The sequence below is a fragment of the Nitrospina gracilis 3/211 genome (genome assembly GCF_000341545.2).
Taxonomy (GTDB): domain Bacteria; phylum Nitrospinota; class Nitrospinia; order Nitrospinales; family Nitrospinaceae; genus Nitrospina; species Nitrospina gracilis.
In genome coordinates this window covers 1,054,795-1,070,390 of sequence record NZ_HG422173.1, presented here as the reverse complement: position 1 = coordinate 1,070,390, position 15,596 = coordinate 1,054,795, and the positions used below count along the sequence as shown (strand labels likewise).

Below are 15,596 nucleotides of genomic sequence, written 5' to 3'. Positions count from 1 at the left end.
TATCTAACGGTTCAGGAAGCGCTGCTTTTCTGCAGGGCTTCGGTTTGATAATGGTAAACCAGTTTGTCGATCAATTCGTCGAGGTGCCCCTCCATGATCTGCGTCAGCTTGTGCAGGGTGAGGCCGATGCGGTGATCGGTAACCCGCTCCTGCGGGAAGTTGTAGGTCCGGATACGTTCACTGCGGTCGCCGGTTCCCACCTGCGACTTGCGATCCTGCGCCATCGCTTCCTGCTGGCGGCGCTGCTCTTCCTCGTACAACCGCGCGCGCAGGACCTTGAGGGCACGTTCCTTGTTTTTGTGTTGGGACTTTTCATCCTGGCAGGTGACGACGATCCCACTGGGCACGTGGGTGATGCGCACTGCAGAATCGGTGGTGTTCACGCTCTGTCCGCCGGGACCCGATGAGCGGTACACGTCGATCTTGAGGTCGCCCGGGTTGATCTGCACGTCCACCTCCTCCGCTTCCGGCAGGATGGCGACGGTGACCGCCGAAGTGTGGATGCGTCCCTGTGTTTCTGTGGCCGGTACGCGTTGCACGCGGTGCGTCCCCGCTTCGAACTTGAGGCGGCTGTAGGCGCCCTTGCCCTGGATATTGCAAATGATTTCCTTGTACCCTCCCACGCCGGTGACGCTGCTGGCGAGCACTTCGATTTTCCACTTCCTGTCTTCCGCGTAACGGGAATACATACGAAACAGGTCCGCAGCGAACAATCCCGCTTCATCGCCGCCGGTTCCGGCGCGGATTTCCATGATGACGCTCTTTTCGTCGCGCGGGTCCTTGGGCAACAGCATCAATTTCAACTGCGCTTCGTGTTCTTCTTTCCGGAGAATGAGAGACTCGACCTCCTCGCGGGCCATCTCGATCAGTTCGCGGTCGCTTTCCTCATCCAGCACCTTACGATTTTCCTGCAACTGGCGGTCCGCCCGTTTCCATTCCCGGTACTCGGAAACAATGTCGCTCAGTTCCGAGTGTTCGCGCGCGCATTTCTGGTATTCGGCGGGGTTGCCGTACACCTTGGGGTCGCTCATCAAATTATTGAGCTTTTCGTAACGCTTTTCGATGTCATCGAGTTGTTCAAACATGGAATTCGGCCCTCAGGCCGGGTTCGGGGTGAAAAGGAGGGTTCTTCGCCGTCGGGCTTTCCGGAGGGTGGAAAAGCTAGTTGGGGGAGGCCTGCTTGGCGGCTTTCGCTTCCTGGGCTTTCTGGTACTTCCGCGTGAACTTCTCGATGCGGCCGGCACTGTCGATCAGCTTCTGCTTGCCGGTGAAAAAGGGATGGCAGGCGGAACAGATTTCCTGATGGACGTCTTTCACCGTGGAACGGGTTTTCACTTGGTTGCCGCAGGCGCACGTGATGGTGGTCTCGAAATATTCCGGATGGATATCCGCTTTCATTCTACGTTCTCCGAACGATCAGGAATTCATCGTCTGGATGAATTCCGCATTGGTTTTGGTTTCTCGCATTTTCTGCAGGAGGAGTTCCATCGTATCATGGATGCCCATCGGCAGTAAAACTTTTCTCAACAGCCAGATTTTCTGGAGTTCCTGCTCCTCGATGAGCAATTCCTCCTTACGCGTGCCGGAGCGGTTGATATCGATAGACGGGAAAATGCGCTTTTCGGCGAGTTTTCGGTCAAGCACGATCTCCAGGTTGCCGGTGCCCTTGAATTCCTCGAAGATGACGTCGTCCATGCGGCTGCCAGTATCGACCAGCGAGGTGGCGATGATGGTGAGGCTGCCCCCTTCCTCCAGGTTGCGGGCCGCGCCGAAAAAGCGTTTCGGCCGCTGGAGGGCGTTGGAGTCCACACCGCCGGAGAGCACTTTGCCGCTGGGCGGCACGATGGCATTGTAGGCACGTGCCAGGCGCGTGATGCTGTCGAGCAGGATCACCACGTCCTTGTTGTGTTCGACCAGCCGCTTGGCTTTTTCGATGACCATTTCGGCGACCTGCACGTGGCGTTGCGCCGGTTCATCGAAGGTGGAGCTGATGACCTCGCCGCGAACGGAGCGTTCCATGTCCGTCACCTCTTCCGGGCGCTCGTCGATGAGAAGGACGATCAGCACCATTTCCGGATGGTTGGTGGCGATGCTGTTGGCGATGGACTGCAACAGCATGGTCTTGCCGGTACGGGGCGGGGCGACGATGAGGCCGCGCTGGCCCTTGCCGATCGGCGTCATCAAATCCATGATGCGCGCGCTGTAATCCGTGCAGTTCGGCGTTTCCAGACGGATGCGCTCCATCGGGTAGAGCGGCGTCAGGTTGTCAAACAGGATCTTGTCTTTGGTCTTGTCCGGATTCTCGAAGTTGATCGCCTCGACCTTGAGCAGGGCGAAGTAACGCTCGTTCTCCTTGGGGGGACGAATCTGGCCGGAGATGGTGTCCCCGGTATGCATATCAAATTTCCGGATCTGCGAAGGCGACACGTAAATGTCGTCGGGGCCCGGGAGGTAGTTGTACGTCGGTGCTCGCAGGAAACCGAATCCGTCGGGCAGGATTTCCAGCACGCCCTGTCCGAACATCAAACCGTCTTTTTCGATCTGGGCCTGGAGGATTTTGAAGATGAGGTCCTGCTTGCGCAAACCGCTGTGGCCGGGAATTTTCAGCGACTTGGCCATGTTGGTCAATTCGGATATGGTCTTGGTTTTAAGTTCCTCAATGTTCATGGATGGTGCTTGTGTTTGTGCTTGCATGGTATGTGGTTGGATTCAGGTTTGAGTGGATGATTCGGTTTAAGACCTTGCGATGTTTCCTCGATTGAGGATGTGCTGGAGCCCGTCCTGCTTATGGGGTTTTCGCTTCAATGAACTGGGTTGAGGATTCCGGGCGTCGGTTGTTCTGAGGTTTTTTTGCAGGAAGCATTGCTTCTTGGGGTCGATTACCAAGTTATACGCTTCCCGCACGGTTGTCAATCATTTTCTTATCACGCTTTCTGACCGATTTTCAAACGCTTTCCACCCCTTTCGGCCAGGATTCCGATGGCTGCAACACGGGTTTTGACTTGCCAAAAAAATGGGGCCGGGCCAGGCCGGCAAGCCGCTCTGGATGCTTTTGGTTTTGTGAAATAAAGTTCGTATTTCGGAACAGGGCTGGCCCGTTGGCACTGCGGATTGCCCGGGACCTCCTCTGGAAGTCGCTTCCAAAAATCGATATCATGAGGCGATTGTCAACCAAAGAGGATCCGCGTGTCCACCCCGTTCACCATCAACTCCGAAAAATTTGAGCCCGCTTACATGAAGCTGCACCGTACGGGGGAGCTGTTCCGCCGTTCGCGCGAGGCTCTACGGGCGCTCACAAACTGCAGGGTGTGCCCGCGCGACTGCGAGGTGGACCGGCTGAACAACGAGTTCGCACTGTGCAAGACGGGTCGCTACGCCTACGTCTCCAGCTTCTTCCCGCACTTTGGCGAGGAAGACTGCCTGCGCGGCTGGAACGGGAGCGGCACCATCTTCTTTTCCATGTGCAACCTCAAGTGCGTGTTCTGCCAGAACTACGATATCAGCCAGAAACACGACGGCGACGAGGTCGGCCCCGAAGCGCTGGCGCAGATCATGCTCCGCCTGCAGGCGATGGGGTGCCACAACATCAATTTCGTCACGCCGGAGCACGTGGTGCCGCAGATTCTGGAGGCCCTGCCGATGGCCGTCGAAATGGGCCTGCGACTGCCGCTGGTGTACAACACCGGCGCCTACGATTCGCTGGAGAGCATCGAGAGCCTGTGCGATATCGTGGACATCTTCATGCCCGACTTCAAGTACTGGGAGGAGAAAGAATCGTCCACCTACCTCAAGGCCAAAAGTTATCCCGACGCCGCGCGCGCCGCCATCAAGGCCATGCACGAGCAGGTGGGCGACCTGGTGTTCGACGAGAAAGGCCTCGCCAGACGCGGTGTGCTGGTGCGGCACCTGGTGATGCCGAACAGCGCGGAGAACGTGCGGCCCATCATGCGCTGGCTGGCGAATGAAATCTCGCCCGACACCTACGTCAACATCATGGACCAGTACCGCCCGGCGGGCAAGGTAACCGAAAACCGCTTTCGCGAAATCTGCCGCAGAACGACTTCCGAAGAACACGCCGAGGCCGTGCGCATCGCCAAAGAAGAAGGTTTGCGCCGCTTCGACACACGTGACCCGGAAGCGTTTCTGGCCTACGCCCTGCCTTGAACCCTGTTTATACTGCTTCTCCTCAGGGTGGACCCCGGCCGCATCGCCCGAGACTGGAAACGCCGCGGCCACTCGTTCGGCGAATTCCGCGACCCGGCCGGCCGGCGCCGGGAAGGTTTCGTGCACGAGGTGGACGAGCTGTTCATGGTGGGGGAAGGCCGCATAGAAATCGAGATCGAAGGCGCGGTGGGCCGTCCCCAACCGGGTGAGGAGGTGTTCATCCCCGCGCGGGCGGTGCATTCGGCACGCAACATCGGAGGCACCTCCGCCTGCTGGTTGTACGGTTACCGGAAAACGACCTGAAGTCGTCTACGTTTCCTTTTCTTCCTTCGTTTGTTTTCTTCCTTTTTTATTTCCAGAAATCCGCTTTTTTTTGAATGCGGGGGTTGCGCTTATCCGGCGTTGCCCCTAGCATAGGGGCGTGCAGGGGCGAGGCGTCTATTTGTTTTTCCTGAGGACAGGTTATTATGGCTAAAGCGAAGATCAAGGATCCGTGGGATCAGTGTAAAAAATGCCTGCCGGCGAAGTGCTGTACCTATTTCGCGTTGCAGGTGGATGAACCGGAATCACGCAAGGACTACGAAGCGATGTTGTGGCAGATCGCGCACAAAGGCGTTTCGTTTTATATCTACCGCAAGGGCTGGTACATGATGGTGGAGACGGTGTGCAATTTTCTGCGCGACGACAACAAGTGCGCCATTTATGAAACGCGCCCGTACATTTGCCGCGAACACAGTATCGAAAATTGTGAATATACCGGCGACGATTACGGCTGGACGGAGCATTTCAAAAGTTACAAAGAACTTTTGGACTGGATCAACGAAAACACCAATTACCGGTTCAAATATAAAGAACCGGATTATGGCAGGCCCAATGCCAAGGGACGCAAGCTGAAAGCCATGGTCGGTTGCGGCAGTTGATTTGACTTTCCCCGCATGGGGGAAATGAAACATTTGATTGAGTGAGTTGAAATCCGGCGACGGAGGGAGTTACTTGTCGTCGGATTTTTTCTTTGGAGCCGTGGACTTTTTGGTGGCGGCCTTGGTTTTCTTTTCGTCGCCTTTGCCCTTGTCCTTATCCGCTTTGGGAGCGGCTTTCTTCTTGGCGGGCGCCTTGTCCTTGTCGTCCTTCTTGGCGGCCGGGGCTTTCTTCTCCCCGTTTTCCTTTTTGTCCTTCTTTTCGCCCGTTTCCTTTTTTTCACCGGAGTCTTTTTTGGCTTTTTTCTCCTTGGCGGGAGCGGCCTGCGCCTGCTCTTCCTCGCGGTCCACGAGTTCGATGATGGCCATCGGAGCGTCGTCACCACGTCGGTTGCCGACGTGCAGGATGCGGGTGTAACCGCCGTTGCGGCTGGCGTAACGGTCGGAGAGCGTGTCAAACAGTTTCACAAAGGCTTCCTTGCCGTGGACCACGCGCAGAGCGCGGCGGCGGGCGTGGAGGGTGCCTTTCTTGCCCAGCGTGATGGTTTTCTCCACGTGGCTGCGCAGTTCCTTCGCCTTGGCCAGCGTAGTACGGATGCGTTCTTTCACGATGAGCGCAGTGACCAGGTTACGGAACAACGCTTTCCGGTGAGCCGAGGTGCGGCCCAGTTTTCTTCCCGCTTTCAGGTGACGCATGGGATGTGATCTCTCCGTTCAGTTTCTGGGGCCCGTGGGAAACGATGGGTTTCTCGTCAGGCGCGTTCTCCCTCGAGTTCCACTTCTTTTTTCTTGCGCATGGCCTGGATCTGTCGGAGGTCTTCCTCTTCCAGTTTCAGGCCCAGCGACAGGCCCATTTCCTCGAGAATTTCTTTAATTTCGTTGAGCGACTTGCGACCGAAATTTCGGGTCTTCAGCATTTCGCTGTCGCCCTTCTGCACCAGCTCGGCAATGGTGGTGATATTCGCGTTTTTTAGGCAGTTGTAGGACCGTACGGACAATTCCAGTTCCTCGACGCTTTTCGCCAGATTGGTGAGCAGTTTCTGTTTCTTTTCGTCGATCTGCGGTTGAACCGGCTCCGGCTCCTCATCGAAGTTGATGAAGATCTGCATGTGGTCCTTGACGATCTTCGCGGCGTGCGCCACGGCGTCTTCCGGAGTGATGCTGCCGTCGGTCCACAGTTCCATAACGAGAGAATCGTAGTCCGTGGACTGCCCGACGCGGGTTTTCTCGACCGTGTAATTCACTTTTTCTACCGGCGAGAACAGTGCATCGACGGGAATCATCTGCACCGACTCGGTGGTCATGTCATGGCGGTCCGCCGGGACATAACCTCGACCGCGCTGGATGAGCACTTCCATGTCCAGCGTGCCGTTGCTGTCGAGCGTGGCGATCTTGTGGTCCGGGCTCAGGATGGTGACGTCCGGATCCTCCTGAAAATCCTTGGCCAGCACTTCGCCTGCGGTATCGCGCTTCAAGTACAGGCGTTTGCTGTCCTCACTGCCCTGCAGTTTCAACTGCAGTTTTTTCAGGTTGAGGATAATTTCAGTAACGTCTTCCATAACGCCCGGAATGGACGAAAATTCGTGGAACACGCCTTCAAACTTCACGCCGATGACGGCGGTGCCTTCGATGGAAGACAACAGCATGCGGCGGAGTGAATTCCCGACAGTGATGCCGTAACCGCGCTCAAAGGGTCCTGCCTGGAACTTGGCGTAGTTGTCGGACCGGGTCTTTTTGTCAAAATCGAGACGCTTGGGTTTAACGATTCCCTGCATCATCAAGTCAATCCTCCGATTGGGTTCTGTGTCAATTGCGTATTGGGTGATGGTCGACGGGGCGGCGCAATGCGGGGGCGCGGCTCCATCAGGGTCTCATCAACGCGAATACAATTCAACGATCAACTGCTCGTTGATCGGGAGCGTGATGTCCTCACGCGAGGAGAGTTCCAGAACCGTTCCTTCGTTCTTGTCAAAATCAAATGTCACCCAGTTGGGCAGAGTTTTGCCCTTCATGGCTTCGAGGCCGGTCTTGATCGGCAGTTTATCTTTCTTGGATGCGACCAGCCCGATCACATCGCCTTTCCTGACCGCGTAAGAAGGCACGTTCACTTTCTTGCCGTTGACGGTGAAAAAGCGGTGCCGCACCAGTTGGCGCGCGGCATTACGGGACCCCGCGAGGCCCATCCGGTAGATGACGTTGTCCATCCGCATTTCCAGGTTCTGCAGAAGATTCTCGCCGGTGACGCCTTTCTTCTGGTCGGCTTTTTTGAAGTACGTGCGGAACTGGTTTTCCAGTACGCCGTAGAGGCGGCGGACCTTCTGTTTCTCACGCAACTGCACTCCGTATTCCGAGAACTTGGTGCGACCCTGGCCGTGCTGGCCGGGGGCGTAGCTTCGGCGGTCGATCGCACACTTGGGGGTATCGCACCGCTCAGCTTTCAGGTACAGCTTTTCCCCTTCGCGGCGACAGAGACGACAAACGGAACCAATATATCGTGCCAAAGCTACTCTCTCCTATAAATGAATCAAATCAATAATGCGGTTACACACGGCGGCGCTTGCGCGGCCGGCATCCATTGTGCGGAATCGGCGTGCGGTCGCGGATGACGGTGATTTCCATGCCCACACCCTGCAGGGACCGGATGGCGGATTCGCGCCCGGCACCCGGGCCTTTCACGTGCACTTCCAGTTTGCGCATGCCCATTTCGCGGGCCTTGGTGGCGGCTTTCTCGGCAGCCACCTGCGCGGCAAACGGGGTGCTCTTGCGCGAGCCTTTGAAGCCCTGCGCACCGGCGCTGGACCAGGACACGACGTTCCCCGACAGATCGCTGATGGTCACGATCGTGTTGTTGAACGTAGCGCGGATATGGGCAACGCCCATCTCCGGAGCGGTTTTGCCCTTTTTCTTTCCAGCTTTGGGTTTCTTGTCTGCCATCGATCCTTACCTCAGTTGTTATTTCTTGCCTTTGGCGCCGACCGTCTTACGGGGTCCCTTGCGCGTGCGGGCGTTGGTGTGCGTGCGCTGGCCGCGAACGGGCAAACCGCGACGGTGCCGAAGCCCGCGGTAACAGCCGATGTCCATGAGCCGCTTCATGTTCATGTTGTTGGTGCGGCGCAGATCGCCTTCCACCTGATGATCTTTCTCGATGATCGAGCGGATACGCGTCAATTCATCGTCCGTCAAATCCTTGATCCGGGTTTCCGGAGCCACGTTGGCCTGCTGAAGGATTCTGCCCGAAGTGGTCGGGCCGATGCCGTACACATAGGTCAACGCCACATGCGCGCGTTTGTTCATGGGAATGTCCACACCGGCTATACGTGCCACACGATTTCCTTTCTTCTAACGACGCGGTTGCCCGCTACGGGGCTCAGCCCTGTTTCTGTTTGTGCTTGGGGTTCTCACAAATCACGCGCACCACGCCGCGACGGCGGATCACCTTGCAATTCTTACAAATCTTTTTGACGGATGCCTGAACTTTCATGATGACCTCTGTGACTGACGTGATTACTTGTACCGGTAAGTGATTCGACCCCGGGACAGGTCATACGGTGAAAGCTGTACCTTCACCTTGTCGCCCGACAGGATGCGGATGAAATGCAGCCGCATCTTTCCGGAGATGTGAGCGAGAATCTTGTGTCCGTTTTCCAATTCCACGCGGAACATGGCGTTCGGCAGGGGTTCCAGTACGGTGCCTTCGACTTCGATGGAATCTTCTTTGGACATATTCAGTTGACCATTTCGCAAACCCGGGAAAATATTTCATCGACCGTACCCCGACCGGGGGCGGTCTTCAGCTTTCCCTGTTTTTCATAATAATTTTTGAGCGGCTCGGTTTGTTGCTTGTAAACCGTCAAACGCTTGAGGATCGTCTCCTCGTTGTCGTCGTCGCGCTGGTACAACTCACCGCCGCACGCATCACACCGACCCGCCACCTTCGGCGGGTGCGTGGTTTTGTGGTACATGGCTCCGCATTCCTTGCAGGTGCTTCGCCCGGTCAGGCGGACCAGCAATTCGTCCTTGCCCACTTCCAGGTCCACAACCACATCGATGTCCTGCCCCATGGACCTCAGCATCTCACCCAGCTTTTCCGCCTGCACGATGGTGCGGGGAAAGCCGTCGAGAATGAATCCGTTGTCGCAATCGGGCTCCTTGATGCGCTCTTTGATGAGACCGACGACAATCTCATCCGGCACCAACTGGCCCTGATCCATGTAGGTCTTGGCCTGGCTGCCCAAATCTGTACCGTCACTGACGGCGGCCCTCAGGATGTCCCCAGTGGAAATTTTGGGGATGGAAAACCGCTCCTGGAGCAAATTCGCCTGGGTACCCTTTCCGGACCCAGGAGGACCTAGCAATATCACCCTCATGGATCAGCCTCGACGACTCCGTAACCTCCCTTTTTTGATGAAACCGTCATAATTCCGCATCACCAAATGGGATTCAATTTGTTGCATGGTATCGAGGGAGACACCAACGACGATGAGCAGGCTTGTCCCGCCAAAATAAAACGGAATGTTCAGGTATTTTATCAAATAATCGGGCAAAATACAGATAAAAGACAGATATATCGCCCCGTAAAACGTCAACTTGGACAGAATCTGGTCGATGTATTCGGCGGTTTTCGGGCCCGGACGGATTCCGGGAATGAAGCCGCCGTGCTTCTTCATGTTGTCCGCCACTTCGGTCGGGTTGAAAATGACCGCCGTGTAGAAATAACAGAAGAAAAAGATCGCACCGATGAAAATCAGGCTGTAGATCAAATTACCTGGAGCCAGGGCCGCCGAAACCGTCTGCATCCATGGATGATCGATGAACTGGGCGATGGTTGCCGGGAACATGATGATCGAGGACGCAAATATCGGCGGGATGACGCCGGAAGTGTTGACCTTGAGCGGCAGGTGCGAGGTCTGCCCGCCATACATCTTTCGCCCCACCACGCGCTTGGCGTACTGAATTGGGATTCGCCTCTGTCCCCCCTCTGTAAATACAATGAACCCGACCACGGCCATCATGACCACCGCCAGCAACAGCCCGATCAAAACGGAAAGTTCGCCGGTACCCATCAGGTCCAGCGACATGCCGATCGCCGAGGGCAGGCCCGCCACGATACCGGTGAAAATAATAAGCGAGATGCCGTTGCCGATACCGCGCTCGGAAATCTGTTCGCCCAGCCACATGATGAACACCGTGCCCGCAGTCAGGGTCAGCATCGTCATCATGCGGAACTCCCAGCCCGGATCGGGTACGATCGGCGCGCCGCCGGGGCTCTTCATTGCTTCCAGCCCCACCGCCATGCCGGAACTCTGGATGACGCTCAACAGCACCGTGCCATACCGCGTGTACTGGGTGATTTTTTTCTGGCCCTGCTCGCCCTCCTTCTTCAACTGCGCCAGATGCGGCGAAACGATGGTGAGGAGCTGCAGGATGATCGACGCGCTGATGTAGGGCATGATGCCCAGCGCAAAAATGGTCAGGCGGCTCAACGCTCCGCCCGAAAACATGTCAAAGAACCCGAGGATCGTGCCCTTGGCCTGCTCGAAAATTTCCGCCAGGGCGGCGCCATCAATGCCCGGAGTCGGTATGTGCGCGCCAATCCGGTAAACGATCAGGACGCCAAGGGTGAAGAACACCCGGCGTTTGAGTTCCGGGATCCGGAATATGTTGGCAAAACTCTCGGCGCCACTCATTTAAAGGACTACGACCTTTCCTCCCGACTTCTCGATTTTCTCCACCGCTGCCTTGCTGAACTTGTGGGCGTGGATGGTGATCGCCCCTGAGAGGTCGCCGTCCGCCAGCACCTTGACCGCTTCGGTTTTATGGATGAGGCCTTTTTCTTTCATCACATCGGGAGTCAATGGGCCGTCCACCGAAATGCCTTTCAGGTCTCCGAGGTTCACCAGCTCGTAGCTTTTCTTGAAAATGTTGGTGAAACCGCGTTTGGGCAGGCGACGCTGCAACGGCATCTGGCCGCCTTCAAACCAAGGATGCGGACTGCCGCCGGAACGGCTCTTCTGGCCTTTTTGACCGCGCCCGGAGGTTTTGCCATTTCCGGAACCCGGTCCACGCCCGACCCGGTTGCGTTTTTTGCGGCCGCCGGGGAAACCTTTTAAATTGGATAATTCGATCATATCTGGATCACTCAACGGGACGATTTATGATGCAATTCTTTACCGCGCACTTCCTGGCACTGCTGGACGTCGCGCAGGGACTCAAGGCCGTCAATCGTGGCCTTCACGACGTTGTGCGGATTGTTGGTGCGGATACACTTGGTGAGAATGTCCTTCACCCCCGCCGCTTCCAGGACCGCACGCACGGCACCCCCGGCGATCAATCCGGTACCCCGGCTCGCCGGCTTCAAAAGCACTTCACCGGAACCGAAACGGCCGACGATCTCATGCGGGATGGTGGTGCCGTCCAGAGCCACGCGGATCTGGTTTTTCTTGGCGCGCTCGACGCCCTTGCGAATAGCTTCGGGCACTTCATTGGCCTTGCCAAGCCCCCAACCCACCTTGCCCTCGCGGTTGCCCACCACGACCAGGGCACTGAAGCTGAAGCGACGTCCGCCTTTCACCACTTTGGCGACACGCTTGATCTTGACGACTTTATCGACGAATTCGGTTTGTTTGGCGGCTCGTTCCTGCAAAAGCATTCCTCCTGCCTGGCCGGGCATTTTCCCCGCCGGGTTGGTTTTTTAAAACTTGATTCCCTTTTCCCGCACCGCCTCCGCCAGCGCTTTCACGCGGCCGGCATAAATGAATCCGTTGCGGTCGTAATACACTTCCTTGATTCCCTGTGCGGAGGCCTTTTCGCCCAGCATGGAACCCACCAGTTTCGCTGCTTCCACATTGCCGCCCGTTTTCATCTTCGCCTGAAAATCCTTGGTCAAGGAAGACGCGGACGCGAGAGTCTTGCGGTTGGCATCGTCGATGATCTGGGCGTAAATGTGGTTGGTGCTGCGGAACACCGACAGGCGCAGTTTCTGCGGGTCTTTCTGGGTCCGGTTTTTCACCCTGAATTTGCGTTTCAGCCTCAGCCGGGTTTTGAGATTTGTTTTTGACATGGTCCGTCTTGCTAAAATTATTTGCCCGCGGCGGCTTTGCCCGCTTTTCTGCGGATGCGCTCGTCGGCATACATGACCCCTTTACCCTTGTAAGGCTCCGGAGGTCGCATTTTGCGGATTTCCGCGGATGTTTGTCCCACTTTTTCCTTGTCGATGCCCTTGACCTTGATGGTGTTGGCTTTCGAATCCACCTCGAACTCGATGCCGTCGGGGCTCGGGTATTCAATGGGATGCGAATAACCCAGGTTCAGCACCAGGGCCTTTCCCTTCAGTTCCACCTTGTAACCGACGCCGACAATATTGAGCTGTTTCTCGTAACCCTGAGAAACGCCCACCACCATGTTGTTGAGAAGCGCCCGGGTGAGGCCGTGCAGGGCGCGGTGCGTCCGGTTGTCCGACGGCCGCTTTACCAACACCTGGTTTTCCTCTTTCTCGATCAACATCTCCGGGTGCAGGTCACGCACCAGTTCCCCCTTGGGGCCCTTGACCTTCACGTGACTGCCCTGAATGGTGCACTCGACGCCGGAAGGCAATTCAACCGGCAATTTTCCAATACGTGACATAATCGATTCCTGCCTTACCAGATGTATCCGACCACTTCGCCGCCGATACCTTTTTCGCGGCAAATCTGATCGGTGACCAATCCCTGCGATGTGGAGATGATAGCGACCCCCAGACCGTTCAGCACCTTCGGGATATGATCCTTGTCCACATAAACACGACGGCCGGGTGTGCTGACACGCTTGATGCCGCGTACACAGGGGGAGCCGTTGTGGTACTTCAGGTACACCCGCAACAACCCCTGCTTATTGTCTTCCTTTGTCTTGAAGTTGCGAATGAATCCTTCACCCTGCAAAATCTCGGCGATCCGGGTCTTCATTTTGGAATTCGGCATGTCCACCGAAGGGTGGCGCACCTGCATTCCGTTCCGGAGCCGGGTGAAAAAATCCGCTATGGGATCGGTCATCATGAGATCAATGTTCTCCTAAACTTACGTAACTCGTTGCCTTACCAGCTGGCCTTGGTGACGCCGGGGACTTCCCCCAACAGCGCCCGCTGCCGAAAACAGATGCGGCACAAACCAAACTTGCGGAGAAACGCCCGCGGGCGGCCGCACACTTTGCACCGGTTGTACTCCCGCACGCTGAATTTCTGCTTGCGGTTGGCCTTGGCTATCAGCGATTTCTTCGCCATGTCTTGCCTCTAAAAATCGGGATTCAGTTGCGAAACGGAAATCCCATGGTCTTCAACAGCACCCGCCCCTGCTCGTCGTTTTCAGCGGTGGTGCAGATGGTGATGTTCATGCCCTTGATCTTCTCGATCTTGTCGAAATTGATCTCCGGGAAAATCAGTTGCTCGCGCAGGCCGATGGTGTAATTGCCGCGCCCGTCGAAAGACTTGGGCGACAGGCCCTTGAAATCACGAACGCGCGGCAGAGCAAACCCAACGAGCCGCTCAAAAAACTCGTACATGCGGGAGCCGCGCAGGGTCACGCGCACACCCACCGGCATGCCTTCGCGCAGCTTGAAGTTGGAGATCGCATTTTTCGCCTTTGTCACCACCGGGGCCTGACCGGTAATGATGCGCAACTGCTCAACACCCGCCTCGATCAGCTTGGCGTTCTGAGTGCCTTCGCCCAGGCCCATATTGAGCACGATCTTCTCCAGACGCGGAACCTGCATGATGTTCTTCAGCCCGAGTTCCTTCTGGATCTGGCTGCGATACTTTTCGTCGTATGCCTGCTTGACATTGGGTACTGCCATGTTCTATTCCGTCAACCTTTCTGGCACTTAAATCTTGTCGATGGCGTCGCCGCATTTACGGCAGACGCGGACGCGGCTTCCGTCTTCCAGTTTCTTGCTTTTCACACGCACGCCCTTGCCGCACTTGTCGCAAACCAAAAGCACGTTGGAGTAATGAATCTTGCCTTCCTTCTCCACGATGCCGCCCTTGTTCTGCCCGCTCGGCTTCATGTGGCGCTTGTAGAGATTGAGCTTTTCCACGGTGATGCTGTCCTGGTCCGGGTAGAATGCCAGGACCTTTCCCTTCTTGCCGCGCTCGCGACCCTTCATCACCATCACGATATCGTCTTTTTTCAGCAACCAGCTACCGGCCATCAGAGCACCTCCGGGGCGAGGGAAATGATCTTGAGAAACCGTTTGGCGCGGAGTTCGCGGGCGACAGGACCGAAGATGCGGGTGCCGACCGGCTCCTTCGCATCGTTCACCAGCACCGCGGCGTTGGTGTCGAACTTGATGTAACTGCCTTCCGAGCGGCGCATCTCTTTACGCGTGCGCACCACCACGGCTTTTTTCACGTCGCCTTTTTTAACGTTGCTGTTCGGCTCGCACTCCTTCACGGCCACGACGATGATGTCGCCCACCGAGGCGTAACGCCGTCCGGTTCCGCCCAGCACCTTGATACACTGGACTTTCCGCGCGCCCGAGTTGTCCGCCACATCCAAAACTGTTCGCAGTTGAATCATCGCCGTTAAATTTCCCGTTTCTTTAAAATTTCAACCAGGGACCACCGCTTGTCCTTGCTCAACGGCCGCACCTGTTTCATGGAAATAAAGTCACCGACATTGCACTGGTTCGTCTCGTCGTGGCACTTGTATTTCCGGGTCTGCTTGACCACTTTCTTGAATTTGGGGTGAATGTACTTCCGGTCCACCCGCACCACCACCGTCTTGTCCATCTTGTCGCTGATAACGGTGCCCAACAGCGTTTGCTTGCGCTTACCTTCGCTCAACGTGCACTCCTGAGGTTATTTCTTTTCACCCGTCTTTATGACGAGGGGGTTTCGGCTTTCGGCTGGCCTGCCTGGTCCGCCGACTGTTTCATTTCCCGGTTAAGGGTCTTGAGCCGTGCAATGTCCCGGCGCATGTGCTTCATCCGTCCCGGATTCTCAATCTTTCCCGTAGCGAGCTGAAACTTCAGATTGAAATACTCTTCCTCCAGGTCGGCGAGTTTTTCCTCGCGCTCCTTTTCGGACAGCTCCCGGATTTCCTTCATCTTCATGATAGTCGGTTCCCGCCTGTTACTTGTTCACGATGATCCGGGTGGCCACCGGAAGTTTGTGTGACGCCAGACGCAGAGCCTCTTTGGCCACGTCCTCCGCCACGCCGGACATTTCGTAAAGAATCCTTCCGGGCTTGACGACGGCGACCCAGAATTCCGGGTTGCCTTTACCTTTACCCATGCGGGTCTCTGCCGGCTTCTTGGAGATCGGCTTGTCCGGGAAAATCCGGAGCCAGATTTTCCCGCCACGCTTGACGTGACGGGTCATGGCAATACGCGCCGCTTCGATCTGGCGGTTGGTGATCCACCCGCACTCCAGAGTCTGCAGGGCATACTCTCCGAAATTGACCTTGCCGCCGCGGAACGCGGTGCCACGCATCCGGCCTTTGTGTTTTTTGCGATACTTGACGCGCTTGGGCATCAACATGACTGTAA

At 56.5% G+C, this 15,596-nt stretch carries 27 protein-coding genes; 3 read left to right on the top strand and 24 right to left on the bottom strand.

The features are described from left to right. Positions 1–11: 11 nt before the first annotated feature. From prfA to rho, 3 genes are all read right to left on the bottom strand, one after another. Entirely contained in the window at positions 12–1,085 is a 1,074-nt protein-coding gene (gene prfA / locus TX82_RS05120; RefSeq protein WP_005007710.1) for a peptide chain release factor 1, read from the bottom strand. Between the two features lie 76 nt (positions 1,086–1,161). Beyond that, entirely contained in the window at positions 1,162–1,398 is a 237-nt protein-coding gene (gene rpmE, locus TX82_RS05115) for a 50S ribosomal protein L31 (RefSeq protein ID WP_005007709.1), read from the bottom strand. 18 nt (positions 1,399–1,416) lie between these two features. Continuing rightward, positions 1,417–2,667: a transcription termination factor Rho gene (gene rho / locus TX82_RS05110; protein WP_005007707.1), complete on the bottom strand. Its 1,251-nt coding sequence runs from the start codon at positions 2,665–2,667 to the stop codon at positions 1,417–1,419. Positions 2,668–3,186: 519 nt separating this feature from the next. Between rho and TX82_RS05105 the strand changes: the two genes are divergently transcribed. The 3 genes from TX82_RS05105 (at position 3,187) to TX82_RS05095 (ending at position 5,084) form a co-directional block, all read left to right on the top strand. Beyond that, positions 3,187–4,164 (top strand): radical SAM protein, encoded by a 978-nt coding sequence (locus TX82_RS05105; protein ID WP_005007705.1) that lies wholly within the window; start codon positions 3,187–3,189, stop codon positions 4,162–4,164. Positions 4,165–4,191: 27 nt separating this feature from the next. Beyond that, positions 4,192–4,467 carry a cupin domain-containing protein gene (locus tag TX82_RS05100; RefSeq protein ID WP_005007703.1) on the top strand — a complete coding sequence of 92 codons (276 nt, stop codon included), beginning with the start codon at positions 4,192–4,194 and terminating at the stop codon, positions 4,465–4,467. A 164-nt stretch (positions 4,468–4,631) separates the two neighbouring features. After that, complete coding sequence (locus tag TX82_RS05095; protein WP_005007702.1) at positions 4,632–5,084, top strand: YkgJ family cysteine cluster protein; 453 nt, start codon at positions 4,632–4,634, stop codon at positions 5,082–5,084. A 69-nt stretch (positions 5,085–5,153) separates the two neighbouring features. Here TX82_RS05095 and rplQ read toward each other — a convergent pair whose 3' ends face one another. The 21 genes from rplQ to rplP form a co-directional block, all read right to left on the bottom strand. Then, positions 5,154–5,777: a 50S ribosomal protein L17 gene (rplQ, locus tag TX82_RS17150; protein ID WP_005007701.1), complete on the bottom strand. Its 624-nt coding sequence runs from the start codon at positions 5,775–5,777 to the stop codon at positions 5,154–5,156. Positions 5,778–5,833: 56 nt separating this feature from the next. Further along, positions 5,834–6,859: a DNA-directed RNA polymerase subunit alpha gene (locus TX82_RS05085; RefSeq protein WP_005007700.1), complete on the bottom strand. Its 1,026-nt coding sequence runs from the start codon at positions 6,857–6,859 to the stop codon at positions 5,834–5,836. Positions 6,860–6,955: 96 nt separating this feature from the next. Further along, on the bottom strand, positions 6,956–7,582 hold the full coding sequence (gene rpsD / locus TX82_RS05080; RefSeq protein ID WP_005007699.1) for a 30S ribosomal protein S4: 627 nt from the start codon (positions 7,580–7,582) through the stop codon (positions 6,956–6,958). 40 nt (positions 7,583–7,622) lie between these two features. Continuing rightward, on the bottom strand, positions 7,623–8,015 hold the full coding sequence (gene rpsK / locus TX82_RS05075; protein ID WP_005007698.1) for a 30S ribosomal protein S11: 393 nt from the start codon (positions 8,013–8,015) through the stop codon (positions 7,623–7,625). 18 nt (positions 8,016–8,033) lie between these two features. Then, the gene (rpsM, locus tag TX82_RS05070) at positions 8,034–8,405 is read right to left on the bottom strand and encodes a 30S ribosomal protein S13 (RefSeq protein ID WP_005007696.1); all 372 of its coding nucleotides are present in this window, start codon (positions 8,403–8,405) and stop codon (positions 8,034–8,036) included. Between the two features lie 43 nt (positions 8,406–8,448). Then, a complete protein-coding gene (rpmJ, locus tag TX82_RS05065) occupies positions 8,449–8,562 on the bottom strand; it encodes a 50S ribosomal protein L36 (protein ID WP_042250588.1) in 114 nt (37 codons plus the stop codon). A gap of 23 nt (positions 8,563–8,585) precedes the next feature. Further along, on the bottom strand, positions 8,586–8,804 hold the full coding sequence (gene infA / locus TX82_RS05060; protein WP_005007695.1) for a translation initiation factor IF-1: 219 nt from the start codon (positions 8,802–8,804) through the stop codon (positions 8,586–8,588). 2 nt (positions 8,805–8,806) lie between these two features. Further along, the gene (locus TX82_RS05055; RefSeq protein ID WP_005007693.1) at positions 8,807–9,448 is read right to left on the bottom strand and encodes an adenylate kinase; all 642 of its coding nucleotides are present in this window, start codon (positions 9,446–9,448) and stop codon (positions 8,807–8,809) included. 3 nt (positions 9,449–9,451) lie between these two features. Beyond that, positions 9,452–10,768 (bottom strand): preprotein translocase subunit SecY, encoded by a 1,317-nt coding sequence (gene secY, locus TX82_RS05050; RefSeq protein ID WP_005007692.1) that lies wholly within the window; start codon positions 10,766–10,768, stop codon positions 9,452–9,454. Next, positions 10,769–11,206 (bottom strand): 50S ribosomal protein L15, encoded by a 438-nt coding sequence (rplO, locus tag TX82_RS05045; protein WP_052338299.1) that lies wholly within the window; start codon positions 11,204–11,206, stop codon positions 10,769–10,771. A 14-nt stretch (positions 11,207–11,220) separates the two neighbouring features. Then, positions 11,221–11,730: a 30S ribosomal protein S5 gene (rpsE, locus tag TX82_RS05040; RefSeq protein ID WP_005007688.1), complete on the bottom strand. Its 510-nt coding sequence runs from the start codon at positions 11,728–11,730 to the stop codon at positions 11,221–11,223. A 42-nt stretch (positions 11,731–11,772) separates the two neighbouring features. Next, positions 11,773–12,141 (bottom strand): 50S ribosomal protein L18, encoded by a 369-nt coding sequence (rplR, locus tag TX82_RS05035; protein ID WP_005007687.1) that lies wholly within the window; start codon positions 12,139–12,141, stop codon positions 11,773–11,775. Positions 12,142–12,158: 17 nt separating this feature from the next. Then, positions 12,159–12,704 (bottom strand): 50S ribosomal protein L6, encoded by a 546-nt coding sequence (gene rplF / locus TX82_RS05030; RefSeq protein ID WP_005007686.1) that lies wholly within the window; start codon positions 12,702–12,704, stop codon positions 12,159–12,161. A 14-nt stretch (positions 12,705–12,718) separates the two neighbouring features. Then, entirely contained in the window at positions 12,719–13,111 is a 393-nt protein-coding gene (rpsH, locus tag TX82_RS05025) for a 30S ribosomal protein S8 (RefSeq protein ID WP_005007685.1), read from the bottom strand. A 38-nt stretch (positions 13,112–13,149) separates the two neighbouring features. Then, a complete protein-coding gene (locus TX82_RS05020; protein WP_005007684.1) occupies positions 13,150–13,335 on the bottom strand; it encodes a type Z 30S ribosomal protein S14 in 186 nt (61 codons plus the stop codon). A gap of 23 nt (positions 13,336–13,358) precedes the next feature. After that, a complete protein-coding gene (rplE, locus tag TX82_RS05015; protein ID WP_005007683.1) occupies positions 13,359–13,904 on the bottom strand; it encodes a 50S ribosomal protein L5 in 546 nt (181 codons plus the stop codon). Between the two features lie 27 nt (positions 13,905–13,931). Beyond that, positions 13,932–14,258, bottom strand: coding sequence for a 50S ribosomal protein L24 (gene rplX / locus TX82_RS05010; protein ID WP_005007682.1), 327 nt, complete (start codon positions 14,256–14,258; stop codon positions 13,932–13,934). Continuing rightward, positions 14,258–14,626 carry a 50S ribosomal protein L14 gene (gene rplN, locus TX82_RS05005; RefSeq protein ID WP_005007681.1) on the bottom strand — a complete coding sequence of 123 codons (369 nt, stop codon included), beginning with the start codon at positions 14,624–14,626 and terminating at the stop codon, positions 14,258–14,260. The genes rplX and rplN overlap by 1 nt, the downstream gene beginning before the upstream one ends. Positions 14,627–14,631: 5 nt before the next feature. Then, on the bottom strand, positions 14,632–14,892 hold the full coding sequence (gene rpsQ, locus TX82_RS05000) for a 30S ribosomal protein S17 (RefSeq protein ID WP_005007679.1): 261 nt from the start codon (positions 14,890–14,892) through the stop codon (positions 14,632–14,634). Positions 14,893–14,927: 35 nt separating this feature from the next. Then, positions 14,928–15,161 carry a 50S ribosomal protein L29 gene (gene rpmC / locus TX82_RS04995; protein ID WP_005007678.1) on the bottom strand — a complete coding sequence of 78 codons (234 nt, stop codon included), beginning with the start codon at positions 15,159–15,161 and terminating at the stop codon, positions 14,928–14,930. Positions 15,162–15,180: 19 nt separating this feature from the next. After that, the gene (gene rplP, locus TX82_RS04990) at positions 15,181–15,588 is read right to left on the bottom strand and encodes a 50S ribosomal protein L16 (RefSeq protein WP_005007677.1); all 408 of its coding nucleotides are present in this window, start codon (positions 15,586–15,588) and stop codon (positions 15,181–15,183) included. Positions 15,589–15,596: the final 8 nt, after the last annotated feature.

What these genes read in the sequence shown, in the direction of transcription:
- TX82_RS05085 (WP_005007700.1), bottom strand. Translation starts at nt 6,859, where the DNA reads ATGATGCAGGGAATCGTTAAACCCAAGCGTCTCGATTTTGACAAAAAG.
- rpsH (WP_005007685.1), bottom strand. Translation starts at nt 13,111, where the DNA reads ATGATGACCGATCCCATAGCGGATTTTTTCACCCGGCTCCGGAACGGA.
- TX82_RS05020 (WP_005007684.1), bottom strand. Translation starts at nt 13,335, where the DNA reads ATGGCGAAGAAATCGCTGATAGCCAAGGCCAACCGCAAGCAGAAATTC.
- rpsE (WP_005007688.1), bottom strand. Translation starts at nt 11,730, where the DNA reads ATGCTTTTGCAGGAACGAGCCGCCAAACAAACCGAATTCGTCGATAAA.
- rplR (WP_005007687.1), bottom strand. Translation starts at nt 12,141, where the DNA reads ATGTCAAAAACAAATCTCAAAACCCGGCTGAGGCTGAAACGCAAATTC.
- rplE (WP_005007683.1), bottom strand. Translation starts at nt 13,904, where the DNA reads ATGGCAGTACCCAATGTCAAGCAGGCATACGACGAAAAGTATCGCAGC.
- rho (WP_005007707.1), bottom strand. Translation starts at nt 2,667, where the DNA reads ATGAACATTGAGGAACTTAAAACCAAGACCATATCCGAATTGACCAAC.
- rpsK (WP_005007698.1), bottom strand. Translation starts at nt 8,015, where the DNA reads ATGGCAGACAAGAAACCCAAAGCTGGAAAGAAAAAGGGCAAAACCGCT.
- rplQ (WP_005007701.1), bottom strand. Translation starts at nt 5,777, where the DNA reads ATGCGTCACCTGAAAGCGGGAAGAAAACTGGGCCGCACCTCGGCTCAC.
- rplF (WP_005007686.1), bottom strand. Translation starts at nt 12,704, where the DNA reads ATGTCACGTATTGGAAAATTGCCGGTTGAATTGCCTTCCGGCGTCGAG.
- rplP (WP_005007677.1), bottom strand. Translation starts at nt 15,588, where the DNA reads ATGTTGATGCCCAAGCGCGTCAAGTATCGCAAAAAACACAAAGGCCGG.
- secY (WP_005007692.1), bottom strand. Translation starts at nt 10,768, where the DNA reads ATGAGTGGCGCCGAGAGTTTTGCCAACATATTCCGGATCCCGGAACTC.
- rpmC (WP_005007678.1), bottom strand. Translation starts at nt 15,161, where the DNA reads ATGAAGATGAAGGAAATCCGGGAGCTGTCCGAAAAGGAGCGCGAGGAA.
- rplN (WP_005007681.1), bottom strand. Translation starts at nt 14,626, where the DNA reads ATGATTCAACTGCGAACAGTTTTGGATGTGGCGGACAACTCGGGCGCG.
- TX82_RS05055 (WP_005007693.1), bottom strand. Translation starts at nt 9,448, where the DNA reads ATGAGGGTGATATTGCTAGGTCCTCCTGGGTCCGGAAAGGGTACCCAG.
- prfA (WP_005007710.1), bottom strand. Translation starts at nt 1,085, where the DNA reads ATGTTTGAACAACTCGATGACATCGAAAAGCGTTACGAAAAGCTCAAT.
- rplX (WP_005007682.1), bottom strand. Translation starts at nt 14,258, where the DNA reads ATGGCCGGTAGCTGGTTGCTGAAAAAAGACGATATCGTGATGGTGATG.
- rpmE (WP_005007709.1), bottom strand. Translation starts at nt 1,398, where the DNA reads ATGAAAGCGGATATCCATCCGGAATATTTCGAGACCACCATCACGTGC.
- TX82_RS05095 (WP_005007702.1), top strand. Translation starts at nt 4,632, where the DNA reads ATGGCTAAAGCGAAGATCAAGGATCCGTGGGATCAGTGTAAAAAATGC.
- rpmJ (WP_042250588.1), bottom strand. Translation starts at nt 8,562, where the DNA reads ATGAAAGTTCAGGCATCCGTCAAAAAGATTTGTAAGAATTGCAAGGTG.
- infA (WP_005007695.1), bottom strand. Translation starts at nt 8,804, where the DNA reads ATGTCCAAAGAAGATTCCATCGAAGTCGAAGGCACCGTACTGGAACCC.